The 19048-nt window shown below is 70.2% G+C and carries 16 protein-coding genes; 6 read left to right on the top strand and 10 right to left on the bottom strand.

From position 1 onward, the window contains the following. Positions 1–100 precede the first annotated feature (100 nt). From Pla133_RS20430 to Pla133_RS20410, 5 genes are all read left to right on the top strand, one after another. Positions 101–1786, top strand: coding sequence for a formate--tetrahydrofolate ligase (locus Pla133_RS20430; protein WP_145068695.1), 1686 nt, complete (start codon positions 101–103; stop codon positions 1784–1786). Positions 1787–2040: 254 nt separating this feature from the next. Further along, positions 2041–2748 (top strand): zinc metallopeptidase, encoded by a 708-nt coding sequence (locus Pla133_RS20425; RefSeq protein ID WP_145068693.1) that lies wholly within the window; start codon positions 2041–2043, stop codon positions 2746–2748. Between the two features lie 150 nt (positions 2749–2898). After that, positions 2899–4290: a glucose-6-phosphate isomerase gene (locus Pla133_RS20420; RefSeq protein WP_145068691.1), complete on the top strand. Its 1392-nt coding sequence runs from the start codon at positions 2899–2901 to the stop codon at positions 4288–4290. A gap of 7 nt (positions 4291–4297) precedes the next feature. Next, positions 4298–4687, top strand: a complete 390-nt coding sequence (locus Pla133_RS20415; RefSeq protein ID WP_145068689.1) for a hypothetical protein — start codon at positions 4298–4300, stop codon at positions 4685–4687. Beyond that, entirely contained in the window at positions 4680–4964 is a 285-nt protein-coding gene (locus Pla133_RS20410; RefSeq protein ID WP_145068687.1) for a hypothetical protein, read from the top strand. The genes Pla133_RS20415 and Pla133_RS20410 overlap by 8 nt, the downstream gene beginning before the upstream one ends. Before the next feature lie 24 nt (positions 4965–4988). Here Pla133_RS20410 and Pla133_RS20405 read toward each other — a convergent pair whose 3' ends face one another. The 4 genes from Pla133_RS20405 to Pla133_RS20390 form a co-directional block, all read right to left on the bottom strand. After that, on the bottom strand, positions 4989–7430 hold the full coding sequence (locus Pla133_RS20405) for a sulfatase (RefSeq protein WP_145068685.1): 2442 nt from the start codon (positions 7428–7430) through the stop codon (positions 4989–4991). 9 nt (positions 7431–7439) lie between these two features. Next, positions 7440–8183, bottom strand: a complete 744-nt coding sequence (locus Pla133_RS20400) for a hypothetical protein (protein ID WP_145068683.1) — start codon at positions 8181–8183, stop codon at positions 7440–7442. A gap of 3 nt (positions 8184–8186) precedes the next feature. Then, the gene (locus Pla133_RS20395; protein ID WP_145068681.1) at positions 8187–8924 is read right to left on the bottom strand and encodes a class II aldolase/adducin family protein; all 738 of its coding nucleotides are present in this window, start codon (positions 8922–8924) and stop codon (positions 8187–8189) included. Positions 8925–9764: 840 nt separating this feature from the next. Then, entirely contained in the window at positions 9765–11456 is a 1692-nt protein-coding gene (locus Pla133_RS20390; protein ID WP_419191772.1) for a M1 family metallopeptidase, read from the bottom strand. Between the two features lie 74 nt (positions 11457–11530). On the opposite strand from Pla133_RS20390, the gene Pla133_RS20385 reads away from it, so the two are divergent. Continuing rightward, positions 11531–14188, top strand: a complete 2658-nt coding sequence (locus tag Pla133_RS20385) for a bifunctional serine/threonine-protein kinase/formylglycine-generating enzyme family protein (protein WP_145068677.1) — start codon at positions 11531–11533, stop codon at positions 14186–14188. 32 nt (positions 14189–14220) lie between these two features. On the opposite strand, the gene Pla133_RS20380 is transcribed toward Pla133_RS20385, so the two are convergent. From Pla133_RS20380 to Pla133_RS20355, 6 genes are all read right to left on the bottom strand, one after another. After that, entirely contained in the window at positions 14221–15321 is a 1101-nt protein-coding gene (locus Pla133_RS20380) for a hypothetical protein (RefSeq protein ID WP_145068674.1), read from the bottom strand. A 366-nt stretch (positions 15322–15687) separates the two neighbouring features. Beyond that, positions 15688–16008: a EutN/CcmL family microcompartment protein gene (locus Pla133_RS20375; RefSeq protein ID WP_145068672.1), complete on the bottom strand. Its 321-nt coding sequence runs from the start codon at positions 16006–16008 to the stop codon at positions 15688–15690. After that, positions 16008–16307 carry a EutN/CcmL family microcompartment protein gene (locus Pla133_RS20370; RefSeq protein ID WP_145068670.1) on the bottom strand — a complete coding sequence of 100 codons (300 nt, stop codon included), beginning with the start codon at positions 16305–16307 and terminating at the stop codon, positions 16008–16010. The genes Pla133_RS20375 and Pla133_RS20370 overlap by 1 nt, the downstream gene beginning before the upstream one ends. Before the next feature lie 4 nt (positions 16308–16311). Then, on the bottom strand, positions 16312–16605 hold the full coding sequence (locus Pla133_RS20365; protein WP_145068668.1) for a EutN/CcmL family microcompartment protein: 294 nt from the start codon (positions 16603–16605) through the stop codon (positions 16312–16314). 87 nt (positions 16606–16692) lie between these two features. Further along, the gene (locus Pla133_RS20360; RefSeq protein WP_145068666.1) at positions 16693–17274 is read right to left on the bottom strand and encodes a hypothetical protein; all 582 of its coding nucleotides are present in this window, start codon (positions 17272–17274) and stop codon (positions 16693–16695) included. A 211-nt stretch (positions 17275–17485) separates the two neighbouring features. Continuing rightward, complete coding sequence (locus tag Pla133_RS20355) at positions 17486–18850, bottom strand: peptidylprolyl isomerase (RefSeq protein WP_145068664.1); 1365 nt, start codon at positions 18848–18850, stop codon at positions 17486–17488. Positions 18851–19048: the final 198 nt, after the last annotated feature.

The following is a 19048-nucleotide window of genomic DNA, read 5'->3' as shown; positions in this document are numbered from 1 at the left end:
TCCCCGGAACGGGTCGCTCGAAGGCCCTCGCCCCGACCCGCGGCGGGCGCGGACCCGGCGGCCCCTGGGCCCCAGCGGGGACGATCGGCAGACTCTGGGCATGAGGACAAAAGCGCAGCGCGACGGGAACCTGCGACCCATCGCGGAGGTGGCGGCCCAACTCGACCTGTCCCCGGATTCGGTCGAGCCCTACGGCCACTACAAGGCCAAGCTCGACCATCGCCTCGCAGCCGGGGATCCGCCCACCGGCGCTCGCCTGATCCTGGTCACGGCGATCAATCCGACGGTCCTCGGCGAGGGCAAGACGGTCCACACGATCGGCCTGGCCCAGGCCCTGCAACACATCGGCCACCGCGCCGTGTGCACCGTGCGCCAGCCGTCGATGGGGCCGATCTTCGGCATCAAGGGCGGAGGCACCGGCGGGGGGCGCTCCTGCGTCGAGCCGCGGGTCGAGATCGACCTGCACCTGACCGGCGACTTCCACGCGGTCGCGGCCGCCAACAACCTGCTCGCGGCGGCGATCGACACCTCGATCGCCATGGACAACCCGCTCCACATGGATCCCGAGCGGGTCACCTGGCGCCGGGTCGTCGACATCAACGACCGCGCCCTGCGGCAGGTCCGCACGGGCCTGGGTGGTTCGAAGAACGGCATCCCGCGCGACGCGGCCTTCGACATCACCTCGGCCTCGGAGGTCATGGCGATCTTGGCCCTGTCGACCGACCTGGCCGACATGCGTCGCCGGCTGGGTTCGATCGTCGTCGGCGAGACGCTCTCCGGGAAGGCCATCACGGCCGAGGAGATCGGCGCCGCCGGCGCGATGGCGGCGATTCTCAAGGACGCCCTCGACCCGACCCTGGTACAGACCACGGAGGGCACGCCCGCCCTGGTCCACACCGGTCCCTTCGCGAACATCGCCCACGGCAACTGCTCGGTGGTGGCCGACCGCCTGGCCGGGCGCATCTGCGACTACGTGGTGACCGAGGCCGGCTTCGGCGCCGACATGGGGGCCGAGAAGTTCGTCGACATCAAGGTGCCGGTGTCCGGGATGCCGCCGGCCGCCGCGGTGGTGGTGGTCACGGTGCGCGCACTCAAGGTGCACTCGGGTAAGTACAAGGTGCGCGCCGGTCGGCCCCTGCCGCCCGAGATGGCGGAGTGCGACGTGGAAGCGGTCGAGGCCGGCTGCGCGAACCTCGAGGCGCACCTGGCCAACCTGACGGCCTTCGGCATCCCCTGCGTGGTGGCGATCAACCGTTTCCCCACCGACCACCCCGAGGAGTTGGCGACGATCCGACGCCAGGCCGAGGCCGGTGGCGCGGTGGCGGTGGCCGAGTCGGAGGTCTTCGCGCGCGGTGGGGAGGGCGGCCGGGCCCTGGCGGAGGCGGTGGTCGCCGCGTCCGCGGGTGGGGCGGTGCAGCTGCGAGGGGCCTACGCGCCGAAAGCGCCGCTCAAGACCAAGATCGAGGCCCTCGCGACCGGCGTCTACGGAGCCGGCAGCGTGTGCTTCGAGGCCCGCGCGGCGGAGCAGCTCGGGCGTCTGGAGTCCGCGGGGCACGGCGGCCTGCCGATCTGCATGGCCAAGACCCAGTACAGCCTCAGCCACGATCCGAAGCTGCGCGGACGGCCGACGGGTTTCGAGTTCCCCGTGAACGAGCTGCGGCTGCAGGCGGGCGCAGGCTTCGTGGTGGTCCTGGCCGGGGACATCATGACCATGCCCGGCATGGGGCGGACGCCCGCGTACCTGGACATCGACCTGGACGCCGACGGGAACGTGACCGGGATGTAGGGGGAGGTGCGGTGGCGGGACGTACGGTGGCGGGATCATTTGTCCCAGCGGGGCGCAGGGCTGCCGGCAACGCCGGCAGCCCTGCGCCCCGCTGGGACAAATGATCCCGCCACCGTACGTCCCGCCACCGCACCTCTCCCGCCGGATTTGCCCTCCCACTCGAGCTGCTCTCGACGTATGGGAGCGTTACGCCGCGAGCTCGCATCCGTGGGGGACTGCAAGCTGCGCGGCGGCCTCCCCAACAACAGCTAACGATGTTCTCCTTCGGCTGGATCTTCGTCACTCTCGTGGCCCTGGGGCTCTCGCTCCTGGCCTCGGCGCGGGTCAAGCGCGCCTTCGCCAAGTACCAACAAGTCGGCGTGCGCAGCGGCATGACCGGGGCCCAGGCGGCCGCGGCCGTGGCGCGGGCCGGCGGAGCCCTCGACGTGACCATCGAGCGTCACCAGGGCTTCCTCTCCGACCACTACGACCCGACCTCGCGCACCCTGCGCCTGTCGCCCGCGGTCTACGACGGCCGCTCGGTCTCCTCGATCGCGGTTGCGGCCCACGAGGCCGGCCACGCGATCCAACATGTGGAGTCCTACGCCTGGCTCGGCATGCGCTCGACGCTGGTGCCGGCGGTCCAGATCGGCTCGGGCCTGTGGGGCGTCGTCTTCATGGTCGGCGCGATGCTGACCTTCGCCGGCGCCGGCCTGGGCAAGCCGGTCATGGCCCTGGGCATCGGGCTGTTCGGGCTGTTGGTGCTGTTCCAACTCGTGACTCTTCCGGTCGAGTTCGACGCCAGCCGGCGGGCCAAGGCCGTCTTGGCCTCGACCGGGATCGTGTCCACCACCGAAGAGGCGCAGGGGGTCGAGACCGTGCTGGGCGCCGCGGCGCTGACCTACGTGGCCGCCGCGGCCGGCTCGCTCCTGCAGTTGGCCTACTTGATCCTGCAGTTCACCGGGATGAACCGCAGCGACTGAGCACGCGAGCGGGCCGTGGACCCTCGGTGCGGGGCGGGAGAGCTTTCGTTTGGGCGCTCCCGCCCCGCCGGCGTCTAATGCGCCACCCCGCGCGGGCGGCCGCGAGTCGCCCCCAGCCGCAATGAGCCTGCCTCCCGAGCCTGCCTTCCGATGAGCGCCATCCGACTCGACTACACCAATGCCCTGGCCGATGTGGTCGGCGCCGAACACGGTCTGACCGAGGCCGACCTCGCCGCGGCGGCTGCGGCCGCGGGTCCGGCCCTGGCGGCGATCCAGGCCCGTCGCGCGAACGAGCTGCGCTGGATGGACCTGCCCTACGAGACCGCGGTCCACGACTCGATCGAAGCCTACGTGGCCTCGGTGCGCGAGCAGTTCGAGAACGTCGTGGTGCTGGGGATCGGTGGCTCGGCCCTGGGCAACACCGCGCTGCAGACGGCCCTGGGCAGCCCGTACCACAATCTGCATCCGCCGGCGGGCACACCGCGCCTGTTCGTGCTCGACAACGTGGACCCCGAGCTGATCGGCGAGTTCCTCGAGCACATCGACCCCGCGCGGACGCTCTTCAACGTGATCTCGAAGTCCGGCGGGACGGCCGAGACCATGAGCCAGTTCCTGATCTTCCGCCAGCGGCTGATCGACGCCGTGGGCGAGCAGGAGCACCGCCGTCACATCGTCGTGACCACCGACGCCGAGCACGGCGTCCTGCGCGAGATCGTGAAGCGCGAGGGCTACCAGTCCTTCGTGGTCCCCGACGGCGTCGGCGGCCGCTTCAGCGTGCTGTCGCCAGTGGGCCTCTTGTCCTCGGCCTTGGTCGGCATCGACATCAAGAGCCTGCTCGCGGGCGCCGCCGCCATGGACGAGCGCGTCAAGGGCGCGGACTTCGCCGACAACCCAGCCGCAATCCACGCCGCCTTGCAGTTCGGCCTCCACAACCTGCGCGCCAAGCCGATCGCGGTGACCATGTCCTACAGCCACCGGCTCAAGGACTGCGCCGACTGGTACGCCCAGCTCCTGGGCGAGTCGATCGGCAAGCGCCTGGGGCGCGACGGCTCCGAGGTCTTCGTGGGACCGACGCCGGTGCGCGCGGTGGGCGTCACTGACCAGCACAGCCAGGTCCAGCTCTACGTCGAAGGGCCCTTCGACAAGTGGTTCACCCTGCTCTCGGTGGCCGCCCCCGACCACGAGGTGCCGATTCCCACCGCCTTCCCCGACCTCGAGGGCGCGGCCTACCTCGGCGGACACACCCTGCGCGAGCTGTTCCAGGCGGAGCGCGACGGCACGCGCATCGCTCTGACCGAGGCGCGGCGGCCCAACGTCACGCTGGAAGTCGACAAGGTCAGCGCCCACACCGTCGGGCAGCTCATGTACCTGCTCGAGGTCTCGGTGGCGATGATGGGCGAGCACTACCGCATCGACGCCTTCGACCAACCCGGGGTCGAGGCCGGCAAGGTCGCCGCCTACGCGTTGATGGGTCGCGCGGGCTACGAACAGCGCCGCGCGCAGATCGAGGCGCGCTCGGGCGGCGCGCCCCGCGTCGTTTGAGGAGCAGATGGGCGCGGACTCCGACCAGCGAGCCGGTGAGGACCCGCCGCCCCCGGCGAGCGAGGTCCTGCCCCCGGGCGAAGGCCGGCGCAAGAAGCGCCCGCGGCTGGTCGAGGCCCTGCGCAAAGTGCGCGATTCCGGCCTGAAGAAGGGTGCCAAGGACGTGCTCACCGGAGCGTTCGACGAGCGACGCAGCGAGCTCGAGGAGCTGGCCACCGCGGCCCTGCGCCGGGCCCTGGTCGAGGAGACCGAACGCATCGAGCGCCTGATCGAGCGCTCGGTCGAGGTCAAGAAGCGCGAGGTGCGCCTGTCGCTCCTGGTCTTGGTGGCAGCGAGTCTGCTCTACGCCGCCCTGGCCTGGATCGCGTCGCTGTTGGGGCAGGGCGCCGGTGGTTGACGGCGGCAGCCCGGCTGGTTGGCTGCCCGAGCCCTATGCCTTCGTGCGGGCGGTGACCCTGAGCCTGGCGGCCTTCTGGACCCTGCGCGGGCTTCGGCGCGGCCTGGTCGTGCTCGGCCAACTGGGGGAGCACTTCGAGGAGCTGGGCCTGCCGCGCGGCGTGCTGCACCGCGCGGCCCTGCGGATCGCCCTGCGCGCGACGGTGCTCGACGCCGTCAACCTGTCCCTGATCCTGGTGATCGTGGGGCTGTGGTGGACGGCCGCCCACGCGCTGTAGGCGACCCGAGCGCGATGGTCCCGGTCAGTCGCCGGCGTAGCCGAGCGCCCGCAGGCCGGCTCGGTCGCTGGCGGAGAGCTGCACGTTCAGCTCGTGGAGGTTGATCACCGGCGCGAACATCCAGTCGCGGATCTCGTCGGTGACCTGCTTGGCCTCCTCTTCGCTGACTTCGACCGCCTCGCCGTCGACCTCGACCACCACCGCGCCCCGCGCCTGGGGCTTCTGGTAGGTGCCGATCAGGTGGTCGCGGGTGATCATGAAGGCGTGGCGGTCGCCCTCGCGGAAGCCGACGGTGAGGTCGCCCGCGTGTTGGAACCAGCGCCTGCGGTCCGCGGGCGGCGGCGACGTGAGGATGTCGACTCCCGGCAGGTACTCGGGCCCCTCGATGTCGAGCAGCCCGAGCAGGGTGGGGACGATGTCGACGGTGCTGACCGGAGCGCGATCGACGCGCCCGCCCTCGATCCCGGGACCGCCGATGATCAGCGGCACGCGCAGGGTGTTGTCGTAGGTGCCCTCGTGACCGAACCAGATGTCGCGCTCGCCCAGGGACTCACCGTGGTCGGCGGTGAAGACCACGATCGGATCGCGGTCCTGGGACTCGAGCTTCGCGAACAGCTCCGAGAGGTCCGTGTCGTACTGGGTGATCCCGGCGGCGTAGAGGGACTTGAGCCGATCGATGCTGTGGTAGGGCGCCGTGAAGGCCAGGGCCGGCACGTCGATCAGGAACATCTGCAGCGCCATTTCGGGCTCCACGTCGAGCCCGCGGTACTTGGCCCGGGCCTCGGCGATCTGCTGCAGGAACGGCGGCTGGCTGGGGTCCTCGGGCAACAGGTACTTCTCCGCGATCTCGTCGCGCACCACATAGGGCGAGTGGGGGTCGAAGTAGTGCGTCCACAGGAACAGCGGCAGCTCGCCCGACTCGGCCAGGAACTGCTCCAGGCGCGGGTTGGCGAAGGCGGCGCCGCGCTGGTTGTAGTCGTCGAGGTTGACCGGCGGCAGGTCGTCCAGGGTCTTCGGAATGCCGAAGGTCCAGCCGCCCTCGATCGGCAGGGGGACCTCGTAGAAAAGGTCGAATCCCTGGCCCAGGCCGGAAGCCGGTGAATTCAGGTGGCGCGCGGTGACCGACGCGACGCAGTAGTAGTCGTCCCGAATCAGCTCGGCCAGGGTCACGGCCTGCTCGTCGAGCACGCGCTCGTTGTTGCGCACGCGGTGGTCGCGGGCGTACAGGCCGGTCAGGATGGTCGAGTGCGACGGGCTGGTGGCGTTGCTGGCCGCCATGGCGTCGACGAAGTTCACCCCGGCCGCCGCCAGGGAGTCGATGAACGGCGTCGCCAGTCCCGGCAGGGGCCCCAGCCCCAGGGCCTTGCGGTTGGCGCCGATGTGGTCCGCGCGCAGGGTGTCGGCGGTCACCAGCACCAGGTCCGGCGGGCGCGGCACGTCACAGCGCACCAGCACCGGCGCGGCGACGATGGCGTTGACGCGATCGGCCTTGCCGCCCGTGGCGCGGAAGAAGACCTCCCAGCTCTCGCCGGGGCCGCCGGGCAGCTCGACCTTGAAGGGGAACCACAGGTTGCTGTCCTTCGAGGCCTTGAGCGTCTGTCGGTGGATGACCTTGGTCCCGCTGGACGGGTCGGCGTCCACGGCCTCGCGCGCCAGCACCTCGATCTCGACCGTGTCACCGGCGGCCACCGCTCCCTTGGAGAGGGCCAGGGCGCTGAACAGCAGCGGGTGACCGCCGCCCTCGTAGAGCGCGAGCTGGAACTTGCCGGGCAAGAGCGGAACGCCGCGCCGCGACTCGGCCTTGATGTCCTTGCGCTCCTTGGCGTTGCGCTCGAGGTATCCCAGGCCAACGTCCACGTAGCCGTGGGGTCCCATGGTGGGCGAAGCGGCCAGATCGAACTGACGACGGTTGGCGCCGATCGAGCCCAGGGAGGCGAGGTTCGGCAGGTCGATCCGCAGGGCGCTGAGCACGCCGGCCTCGGCCAGGGGGATGTCCAATCGGTGTCCGCCGGCGGGGACGGAGAGCTTGTGCTCGCGGGGCTCGACCTTGCCGCCCTTCTCGGGCTGAGTGAAGGTCACGACGCGCACCTCGGCCGGCTCCACCACCTCGACGTCGATCAACAGCGCGTCGACGGACGTCCCCTTGAGGTTCAGCCCGCCGCGATCGACCACGACGCGGTCGCCGCCCTCGTCGGCACGCACGACCAACCGCCCTTCGTCGTTGCGCCAGGTCGTGCCGCCACTCGCGCGCCACTGGGTGATCTCCTTGGCCACCTCGAGTCGGGCGACCTCGATCCCGTCGAGCAGGGAGTCGATGATCGGATGGCCCGACTCCCAATCGATCATCTCGAGCCGCTCGAGTCGGCTCATCCGAGCCAGCTCCTGGGGGGTCAAGGCACGCTCGGGCTTCGACCCACAACCGGAGACGATCGCGAGCAGGGCGAGGGGGGCGAGTAGGCGGCGCATTGTCGGATCCTATGGGCGCTGTGAGGGGTCGACAAGGTGCATATCGAGCACCATTAGCTTCTGCCAGATCTTGCGGCTGAGCCCGGTGCAGAGGACTTCGAGCTCGTTGACCGCGTGGTTGGCGTCGCTGTCGTCGAAGCGCTGCACGTAGAGGAAGCCCAGCTTGGCGACCATCGAGAGCAGCTCGGAGCAGTAATCGAGGTACCGCGCGAGCTCGCCCGGCGCGAGATCGCGCGCGGGCGAGTGCTCCGTGCGGCGGCCGGCGTTGGCGATGGCCGCGGGGTCCTTGGTCAGTTGGTGGGCGTCGATCACGTGGGCGATCGAGCGCAGGCGATTGACGGCGTGGATCACGCGATTGCGCTTGGCGCGGCGCTCGGCGGTGACCAGGTAGAGCACCGCGGCGCTGATCAGCAATAGCTCGTTGGTCAGTGACTCGACGACCATCACCACCTCGGCGAACTCCGAGGTCGAGTCGAGCCAGTCGCCGATGGAGAGGGCCGTGGCGCCCAGGGCGCCGACCAGGATCAGCGCGAAGAAGGCGATCACGGTCGAGGCCAGGATGCGGCGCAGCCAGTTGGGCCGCTCGATCCAGGCGACCACCTCGTCGGTCTCCTCGGAGGCCGACAAGAGGCCCTGGGCCACGCCCGAGAGGCCTGAGCCGGGGAAGCGCTCCGCGACGCGCCAGGAGAGGCGCAGGATCGTGTCGTGCACCAGCCGCTTGTCGAGGGCGGTGATCTGGGCGACGTCGCTCACGGGTCAGCGGTCGTGGTAGCCGTCGGGCAGACCGCAGCGGTTCTCGAGCGTGTTGCGCCCGCCGATCCCGAGCATCTTGCGGGTGGCCAGGAGCTTCTCGACCGCGTCGGCGGGGAGGGGCTCGAGGCCGCCGCGCGCCACGTGCGCGAGCCACAGGATCTTCGCCGTGTGCTCGATCATGTCGAGCTTCTTGAAGGCGTCCAAGAGGTTCGGTCCGACGCAGACCGACCCGTGGTTCTTCATGATCAGCGTGTCCGAGCAGCGGATCGTCTCGCGGATCGACTCGGGCAGCTCTTCGGTCCCCGGCGTGGCCATGGGGGTCGTCGGGATGCCGCCGATCGTGACCACGATCTCCGGGATGATCGGCACCTGCAGGTCGATCCCGGCGATGGTCATGGCCACCGCGTGGGGCGGGTGGGCGTGGACCATGGCGCGCACGTCGGGCCGCTCGCGGTAGGCCGTCAGGTGGATGCCGGTCTCGGTCGAGCAGCGGGGGCCCTCGTCCAGGACGCGGCCCTGCATGTCGATGTGGGCCAGGTGGTGCGGCTGGAGGAAGCCCTTCATGGCCCCGGCCGGCGTGATCAGCACCGTCCCGTCCGACAGGCGCGCGGAGAGGTTCCCGTCGGCGCCGACGATGAAGCCCTTCTGGTAGCAGAGGGCTCCGATGCGGCAGAGGGCCTCGCGTAGGCGGCTCTCTTCCACGGACCAGGGGTGTTTGACGGGGGTTCCTTCGGCGTCCATGGGAGGGCTCGGTCCAGGTGGGATCGGGCGGGCAGGAGTCTACCCCAGGCGCTCGCGGGCTCCTCGCGCGACCCGGGCGTCCCTGGGTCCCATCGAACGCGCGGCCGAGCCGAGCTGGCCCGGGAGGCAGGGACGAAAAACTTCGATTTGGCCCGTCTGAAGTCTCCCCAAATGCGTTCAGTCCCCAGGAAGGGCGAGGGCCAGCTCGTGGGGAGACGAGCCGGACCGACACCCCTACTCCGGAGTTTCGCCCCCGCGGGGCTCTGGTGGCTGCCGATCGCTGGGGAGAGCGGATCGGCGGCCTCGCCACAGGCTCGCCTGTGGCACCGGAGAGGTCGCGCTCGGCTTACGCCGGGCGGGACCGATCCAACTGCCCGGAGCACCGGCCGCCCTTGCAACGGTCGGTGCTTCGGCACCCCTCGGCTCGCCGTTTCGACGGCGGGCCTCTAATTTGGTCGGCTTCGCCGACGCAAATTAGAGGGCTGTTGTTGGCCCAACGGCTGGCGCCGTTGGAGCAAATCGGGCTGCGGTGCTATGGGCCGAACGGCTGGTGCCGTTGGAGCAAATCGGGCTGCGGTGCTATGGGCCGAACGGCTGGTGCCGTTGGAGCAAATCGGGCTGCGGTGCGATGGGCCGAACGGCTGGTGCCGTTGGAGCAAATCGGGCTGCGGTGCTATGGGCCGAACGGCTGGTGCCGTTGGAGCAAATCGGGCTGCGGTGCTTTGGGCCCAGCGGTGCTATGGGCCCAACGGCTGGTGCCGTTGGAGCAATCGGGCTGCTCGGGCCGAGAGGGGGGGGCTGGCGGATGCGGGGGCGCCGGTCGGGCGGGCTCGGTTGGGGTTACTCGGCGCCCAGGAGCCAGTCGTCGGGGTCGATGGTGAGCTTGGCTTGGCCGACGTCGATGGTGGTGCCTTCGGGGGGGATCGGGACGGTGCGGCGGTGGCCGTCGAGGTCGAGTTCGACGGGCATGGGGTAGGGCAGGTCGTCCGGGGTGCTCCAGCGCAGGGTCAGGCTGGTGCCGTCGCGTTGGGTCTCGAGGGTCGGGAGGGCTGCTCGGCGCAGGGCGACTTCGAAGTACCAGGCGAGGTCGCGGCCGGTCTCGCGGTTCGCGATCTCGAGTAGCTCGTCGGTGGTGGTGAAGCGGCACTGGGCGCCGTCGGTGACGAGCTCGAGGGCGGGGTCGGGGTAGGCCCAGCGCCGCAGGACGTGGAAGAACTCGTCGTCGCCGAGGAGCCAGCGCAGCTCGTGGCAGACCCAGGAGCCCTTGAAGTAGATGTCGCCGCCGGGCGAGCCGTTGCCGGGTCGGCCCAGGTACATCCAGCCCGTGCTCTTCGAGCCGCGCGGCGCCACGGGGCCGGTGTTGGCGATGCGGCGGCGGTCTGCGGCCATCTTCTGGCGGTAGGCCTCGGGGCCGAAGCGCTGTTCTAGGTAGAGGGCCTGCACGTAGGTGCCGATGCCCTCGTGGATCCAGAAGTCGTTCCAGTCGCGCGCGGTGACCATGTTGCCCCACCACTCGTGGGACAGCTCGTGGTGGTGCAGCCAGTCGTACTCGAAGTTCGGGTCCCCGGCGAAGCGGTTGCCGTAGGCGATGATCGACTGGTGCTCCATGCCCAGGTGCGGCGTCTGCACCACGCCGTACTTGTCCGCGCGGAAGGGATAGGGGCCGCAGAGCTCCTCCAGCTGCCGCATGTGTCCGGCGAACTCCGGGAGGATCGCGCGCCCCTTGGCCTCGTCCTCCGGCAGGACCCAGAAGTAGAAGGGGAAGCGCTCGCCGGTGACGCTGGTGTAGAGGTGCTCCAGGCGTACGTAGGGAGCGATGTTCAGGGCCACGCCGTAGTTGTTGATGGGGGTCGAAACCTCCCAGCGATGGATGGTGTGTCCAGGGCGGGCTGCGGGCCAGGTGCCGAGCAGGCGGCCGTTGGTGGCCACGACGAGCGGGTCCGGCACCTCGACGTCGATGCCCATCGAGTCCGGCTCGTCCGAAGGGTGGTCCTTGCACGGCCACCAGAGGTCGGCGCCCTCGCCCTGGCAGGCCGTCGCTATCCACGGCGCACCGCTGGGAGTCTGGGCCCACACGAAACCGCCGTCCCAGGGAGCGCGCACCGCTTCCCGGGGTGACCCGCCGTAGTTGATGTCGATCGTGAAGACATCTCCGGGCGACACGCCCGCGATCGGAACGAAGAAGAAGTCCTCGGTGCGCTCGCCACCGGTGACGACGTCGTTCACGTCGACGTAGCCCACTGCGTCGACGTGACCGATGTCGTTCATCGACACGTCGTGCACGGCCAACCGCCGGTCGAGGTCGACGCGGATGCGGTCCGTGGTCGACAGGAGTCGGGCGGTGATGCGGTTCGAACCCAGGATCCGCTCCTGCTGCGGGTCGACCTGGATCGACAGGTCGTAGCGCAGCACGTCGTAGCAGGCCCGCTCCGCATCGAGGGGCCCGCCAGAGTCCTGGGCTTCCTGGGGGGCCGACGGGGCCAGGGGGGGCGTTGCGAGAATGACGGCGGCGGCAATCGAGAGGCAGCTCATCCCGCAGATCCTATCGACGGCGGGCCGCGCGCCGTGACCTACCATCTCGGGCAGCTCCCGCGGCTCCGCTGGCCATGAACGACGAATCCACCGAATCGAGTGCCTCGCCCGGTGAACGACTCGTCGCCAGTTTCCTGGCGGCCCATCCGGATGGGGACCGCGAAGGATTCGAGGCGTGGATCGCCGTTCACCCCGAGGCTCGGGTCGACGCTGACCTGACGAGCGCGGCCCGCGCGGCCCTGGAGGCTTGGCACGACGCAGGCAGGCTCCTCGCGGCTGCCCTGCCGGCGGCCGCCTACGGGCCGTCCGACTCGCCGGTGGGGCCGTCGAATCGGGGTGGCGGAGGCGGGCCAGCGCCGCGCGCCTTCGCGCAAGGCGACCGCCTGGCGCACTTTACCTTGGGCGCCTTCGTCGCACGCGGCGGGATGGGGCAGGTGTGGCAAGCATTCGACGAGAACCTGCGCCGCGTCGTCGCCCTCAAGCTGGTCCTGCCGGAGCGGGTGGAGGCCCGGAGCCTCGAGCTCTTCGCTCGCGAAGCCCGCGCGGGCGGTCGCCTGAGTCATCCGAACATCGTCAGGACCCTCGACTTCGGACGTGACGAGGGGGTGGCCTGGATCGCCCAGGACTTGATCGACGGAGGCTGGGACCTGAAGGGCTTGCTCGCCAAGATCTGCGCCGCCGAGGTCGTTCCGCCCGGCTACTACCGGCGAGCCGCGGAGATCGTGGCACAGCTTGCCGACGGGCTCGGTGCGGCCCACGGCCTCGGAGTGATTCACCGCGACGTCAAGCCGGCCAACGTGCTGCTCGACACGAACGCGGGTGATGGCGACGTTACTACCGCCCTGACCGGGACACCCAAGCTCACCGATTTCGGCCTCGCGCGGATCAAGGGCGACTCGTTCCCTTCATTCGTCGGCGAGCTGGCCGGGACGTGGGCCTACATGAGCCCTGAGCAGGTGCGGCGCAAGCGCGCGGGCCTCGACGAACGAACCGACATCTTCTCACTCGGGGTCGTGCTCTACGAGTTGCTCGCCCTGCGCCGTCCATTCGACGGCGACACGGTGCAGCAGATCGCCGACCAGATCCTGAACACGGAGCCGCCCCGTCCGTCGCGCGTTCGATCACGCTGTCCGGAGGAGTTGGCCGTGATCTGTGGGAAGGCGCTCGAGAAGGAGCCCCAGCACCGGTACCAGACAGCCGCCGAGTTCGCGAAGGACCTCCGCCGCTTCCTCGAGCACCGGCCGATCCACGCGCGGCCCGCGCGGCTGCCGAGCAAGGTCCGCAAGTTCGTGCGTCGTCATCCCACGGCGAGTGCCGCCGGGTCGATCGGCGCTCTGGGAGCACTGGCACTGATCCTTGTCGGGTCGAACGCGGCGATTCAGGCTCGTATCGCCGACCGTCGTTGGGAGGAGATTCAGTCCCTGTCGGCCCTGGAGGACCTTCGGGACCTCGAGCGCGTGGCGGACCAGCTCTGGCCGATCACCGGCGATCGCATCGACGAATTCGGCCAGTGGATCGAGTCGGCGCAGGAGGTCGTCGATCGTCTGCCGCGCGAGCGCGCTCGGCTCGAGGCGCTCGAGGGTCGTGCCCTGTCCGGGCCGAGCACGACCGAGGGGGCGGGCTGGGTGTTTCCCGCGACCGACGCCGGACGCGCGGAGAAGTGGTGGCACTCGAACCTGACCGAACTCGTGGAGCAGCTCGAGGCCTTCGAACTCGCACCGCTCGGACTCTTTGCCGCTGCACCTGACGCCATCTCTGTCGCCCACGGCTGGAGCATGCCTCGACGCCTGGAAGCGTGCGAGCGAATCGCGCGGGAGTCGGCCCCCGGGGGGAGTTGGGCGGTGCGCTGGGAGCAGGCACGACGCTCCATCTCAACGGCCGACGCGTACTCCGGCCTCGAGCTCGAGCCGATCTGGGGTCTGGTTCCGATCGGTCGCGACCGCGAATCGGGGCTCTGGGAGTTCTGGCACGTCCTGAGTGGGGCCGAACCTCGACGGAGCGAACTCGGAGAGATCGTCGTCGAGGACGGGAGTGGCGTCGTGCTGGTCCTGGTCCCCGGTGGGACCTTTTGGATGGGCGCGCAAGCTGATGCCCCGGACGCGCCCAACTACCACCAGTCGGCGCGTGAGAACGAAGGGCCGGTGCGGTTCGTCACGGTGGCGCCATTCCTGCTCTCCAAGTACGAGTTGACCCAGGCTCAGTGGTCGCGGCTCGCCGGCTACAACCCGAGCGGATTCCAGGGCGTCGAACACGGCGTCGACCCGAGGCATCCGGTCGAGCACGTGAGCTGGGTGGACTGCAACCAGGTCCTCGACCGCTTCGGCCTGGGCATGCCCAGTGAGGCTCAGTGGGAATATGCCTGCCGAGCGGGGACGCAGACGCCATGGAGCACCGGAGCGAAAGAGTCCAGCCTGACGGACGGCGATGCGGCGAACATCAAAGCCGAAACAGTCCGTCTGCGGCACTCGCCCGTCGGTAGCTTCCGGCCCAACGCCTTCGGCTTGCACGACATGCACGGAAACGTCTGGGAGTTTTGTTCGGATCTCTACCGCACGACTCCGGCCGAGCCGGCCAGCCCTGCTGTCGAACCTGGCGACTCCCCGACCCATCCGACTCGGGGCGGGTGCTTCCTTAGCGTGCCGGACAAGGCCCGATCGGCGTATCGAGACTCCGCCACGCCGACGTTCCACGAGGGGATCCTCGGAGTCCGGCCGGCGCTGTCCCTCCGCTGACGGGAGCCGGACGCTCCCGCGTCAAGGCCTGATCAGAGCTGGCCCAGGCCTGCATGCGGTACGAAGTCGGCGAAGAGCTCGACGAGCATGTTCACTTCGGCAGGCAGCGGCGGTCCGTTGAACGGTTGGCTGGTGTAGGTGACGCTGAACCAGCCCGAAGCTCCATGAGCGAGGTTCTTGTCGTTGGCGGCTTCACCCGCCTGGAAGGCGGCTTCGAATGGGATCAGGGTCCCGTACGCACCCGCCAGATCGTCAACGCCGACCAGCGAGCCCGACATGCTCTGGTAGCAGCGCCACTTGATCGGATCGATCGGTCCACCCTGGCCACTCAGGTAGGACGGGCACTGGGCCAGGGGCCCGAACTTGTAGTAGGGCGTTCCGGCACAGGGATAGCCGATGTCGCCGGCCTCGAGGCGGCCCCCGAGTGTGATCAGCACTTCGAATCGCAGCGCCGGTGAGTAGATGTGATGCACCTGTGCGGTGATCAGGGCCTGCCCGTCCGGGAACTCGACCATCGTCGCGCCTGGGTCGAGCGTGTACCAACTCGTCGGATGCAGGTGGTCGGGAATCAGCATGCCGACCATCTCATTCGGCAGTCCGGTCTCGCCGCAGGCGCCCCCGTCGTTGGCCACGTTCTGCAAGAGCGTCACTTTGATTCCGTCCGCGCGGTGGCTGGGCGCCGTGCCCGGCTGGAGACCCGAGCCCCAGAGGGACTGCGGCGGTGCGGTCGAATGGGGGGCGGGCGAGTGACCGCCGGTGAAGGAAAAGGCCGCCAGCTGCATAGACGCGGTGTCCCGCGCAGAATCGAGCGGAACGTGAACCCGAGCCGTCGTCGTACCGGACGAGTCGAACGGCCCGACCGGTATCAGGGTTACTGCGCAGTCCGACAGGAGCGGCAGTCGCTCCATCGCCTGCTCGGCGGAAGCGGTGGTCGCCGCGACGACCAGGATGGCGATGTCCCCTGGCTGACCACCCGCAACAGCGAGGGAGAGTCCGCCATCGGAGGCGTACTCGCGCTGGATGGTAAGTGGCGCATCGCCAACGCGCGCACCGGCAGTGGGGCTGGCGTGGAGCTCGAGGGAGCCGAGCGCCGCAAATGCGGCCAGGAAGGCGAGTGGGAATCGGTAGTGCATCGAGTGCGCCGGGTTTCGTGGGGACGGGGCGCCGCTGGGCGACTGCCGGTCAGGCCGGCCGAGTCGCGCTGGACCGGCTGGCCCATGCTAGTGTCCTGGATCACGATCGCTCCGAAACTCGCCTGGCCCTGGCCGCCGCCTGCGGCGTTGCGTTTCCTGGCGAGCATCGCTGCGGACAGGGGCCGTCGGCGCGCCCTGCGGGCGACGGCCCGTTCCCGGCAGCTGCCGCCGAGCGGCCGAGCAGTGACGCTGGCGACCGGGCTGGGTGCTCGGGATTCAGGGGCTGGCGCCGAGTCCGTCCCAGCGTTGGCGGGCTCACCCTACGGGCGTGCTCACCCCGGCGGCTGCGTTGCCGCTGGCAGGGGGTCAGCTGCGCCGCTCGAGCGGCGGATGGGCGCGATGGTCGTAGACCACCTTGCCCAGGTGCTCGATGGCGTCGACGATCCCGACCACGATCGTCTTGATCGGCAGCTCGGCGCCCCCGAGCAATTGTCGGCCGCTGTTGCCCTCGTCGATCACGATCACCCGGTCGCCGACCCCGGCGCCCACGTGGTCGATCGCCACGCGGGTCTTGCCCGCGGCCTCGCCCGTCGGGGACAGGGGCCGCAGCAGCAACTGCGTGCGCCCCTCGAGGCTCGGGTGCTGCACCGGCGCCACCACCGTTCCGATCACGTCGGCCAGGAACATCAGGCCGGGGCCTCCTCGCGCCCGATGATCTCGCCCAGGCGCGTGGCCTGCTCGACGAAGCCCAGGATGGTCGCGTCGACCGGCACGAAGGTCTCTTCGAGTGCCAGGGCCGCCTCGCGGCCGTCGACGTAGGTCACCAGGTCGCCCGGGCCGCTGGAGATCGCCGTGCAAGCGACCAGGGTCGCGCCCATCGGCGCGCCGTTCTCGTCCAGGGGCTGGATGAGTTGGTAGGGCACTCGCGCGAGTCCCTCGTAGCTCTGGCTCGCCACCAGGCGGCCGATCACGCGCGCCAGGTACATGGACTCAGGCCCACTTCTCGTAGACGTTCTCGCCGCCGAGGTCCCACGAGTCGACCACGGCCATGATCACCGCGTCGCAGGGCTTGCCCTCGGTCAGGTGGGTCTGGCGCGCGGAGGAACCGGTGGCGTACAGCACCACGTCGCCCGGACCTGCACCGACCGAGTCGACGGCGACCACGTACTGCTCGACCGGCGAGCCCTTGTGGTCGTGGACCTGGCAGACGAGCAGCTTCTGCTGCTCCAGCTTCTCGTCCTTGCGAGTGGCGACGACGCTTCCGACGACCTTGGCGATGAGCATGGTGGGGTCCCCTCCAGGGGGAGCGGGGAGGCGGTCAGGTTAGCCGATCGGCGGGCCGCCGTCGCGGCGCGCGCCGATCCGCGTCGCTCAGCCGGCGACGATCCCCGTTGCCGAGGGCCACAGCCAGCCGAAGACCCCGCCGCTGAGCAGGGCGTAGACCAGGCCGTCGATCGCGAAGCGCAGGGTGGTCGACCAGCGCTGGCCCTTCCAGATCGACTCGGGGACCGACGACATGCCGTAGGCGACGAAGGTCACCGCGCCGGCGAGTTGGAAGACCTTCAGGTAGTCCGCACCCGGGTCCAGGCCCAGGCGCGTGATGTAGGCCACGACCGCGGCGACCACGATGCAGTAGGCGAACCACGAGCCCAGGAAGACGCCCATGTTCGGCGGTCCATTGGGGCGCACCACCAGGAAGGCCACCGGCCCCTCTTTCCACTTCGCCATGAACTCCGGCGTGCCCATCTCCTTCATGGAGTCGCACCAGGGCGTCACGTAGTTGCCCGGCGGCAGCTTCGCCGCGCGCAGGGACGCGATCGCGGCCTCCTCGTTCGGGATCCCGTCGTAGTCCTTCTTGTGGAACTGGATCACCATGTGGGAGATCGAGCTGTAGACGAAGACGAGCACCGCGGCGAGCAGGATCGGCAGCCAGAGTTCAGTCAGGAAATCCATGGGGACGGCCTAGAAAGGTTGTCGAGGGGGGCTCGCCGAAACATGGGCGAGCAGGCGCAGTCGTCGGGGCAACGATCGGGGGCCGTCGGTGGTTGTGTAGCGAGGTTGGCGCTGCGCGATGGTCGAGCTCCGCAGCAAGCGACGTTCCAGCTCCACGCAGCGCATCATCCAGCCCGTGCCAACCCGTGGGCGGCGGCGGGCGTGGCGGCGCTCAGCGCCCGGGGTCGAGGTAAGTCACGACCGTTTCCGGCGGCAGGGTCTCGACCAGAAAACGGCGTCGCAGCTCGCGGTGGACGTTCTCCCGCATGCGCTCCCAGGGCGGCGACGGGCGCACCGCCCCGAGCCACAAGAGGGCCATGCCGTTGTCCAGGCGCACCGGGCCGACCAGGCCGCTCTGGCCCGCGTCGACCTGGTTGAAGATCTCCTCGCGCAGGGCAGCGGGCACGCCCTCCGAGGCGCGGGCCACGAATCCCAGCCAGCCGCCGCGCTCGCGCGAGAGGGCGTCCTCGGAGTGCAGCCGCGCCAGGCGGTCGAAGGCGTCCTCGTCGGTGACCTGGGTCGCGAGGTCCACCAGCACCGCGGTGGCGTCGGAGTAGTTGCGCGGGGTCAAGGGGCCGCGTTCGGGGGCCGCGATCAGGTACAGGATGCGCGTCGAGACCGAGCGCCCGAAGCGGTCCTCGAACCAGTCGCGCTCGGCTTCGTAGGTGCGGCGCAACCCCGCATCGCCCTCGGAGGTGTCGACGAAATGCGTCGAAAGGGCGGCGACGCGCACGGCGGGGTCCTGGCGCATGGAGTCGAGGGTCATGCCGCGCGCCTCGAGCAGTCGCTCGAAGGCCACGCCTTGGTAGCGCGGGTCGGCCTCGGCCTCGGCGCGGCGGCGGCCCACCTCGGCCTCGATCGCGGCGGCGCGTCCCTCGGCCGACAGGTCGGGCAGGCGCGCCTCGACGGCCTTGGCCAAGAGGACCTGGAAGCACAACTCGCGCAGCTCCTCGGACGGCAATTGCTGGCGCAGGGCGGCGGCCAGCTCGGTGCCGGTGATCGCGCGCTCGCCCATGCGCGCTACGACGCCGTCGGCCCACGGCCGCGGCAGTCGCTCGAGCTTGGCTTCGCCGAGCTTGGCGTCGAGCCAAAGCTGCTGTTGGTCGGCGGGGCAGGGACGGTCGGCGGGGATCGCAAGGTCCTTGCGGACCAGGCGCTCGAGCACGATCTGCAGGCGCAGGCGGTCCTTGAAGTCGTCCAGCGGCACCCCCGCGCGCTCGAGCTCGGCCGCCAAGCCACCCTCCACGCCGGCCTCTCTCAGTTGGCCGTCGAGCTCGGCGAAGCTCGCCGCCAGGTCGTCGTCGGTCACCTGCACGCCCTTGGCGTCCGCGAGGTTGCGGAGCAGGGCGCGCTCGCCCAGGTCGACCAGGGCCACCTCGGCGACCTCGCCCGTGCCCTCGCGATTGAGGAGGGCCTGGTCGAACTCCTCCCAGGTCAGCTCCAGGTCCCCGGCGCGGGCCGGGATCGCCCCGCCACGCAGGTCCTGGGCTACCGAGGCCTCGACGGCCCGCGCAGGGCGGGTCTGGGCGGGGCTCACCGTGGGGGCGATCACAGAAGTCGGCGCCGCAGCCGCCAGCGGTTCGGGAGGCGGCGCCTCGACCGCCGTCGCCACAGGCGGCAGCCCGGCGGCCATGCAGCTACCGAGCGGAGCTGCGGTCAATGCCAAGAGAGCGCCCAGCGAGGTCAGCAGGCGCGATCCTCGCGGGCAGGGGTTCCGATCTTGCTTGTTCGAGCC

Source organism: Engelhardtia mirabilis (assembly GCF_007748095.1).
Classification (GTDB): Bacteria; Planctomycetota; UBA1135; order UBA1135.
This window is presented reverse-complemented; position numbering and strand designations above follow the sequence as displayed.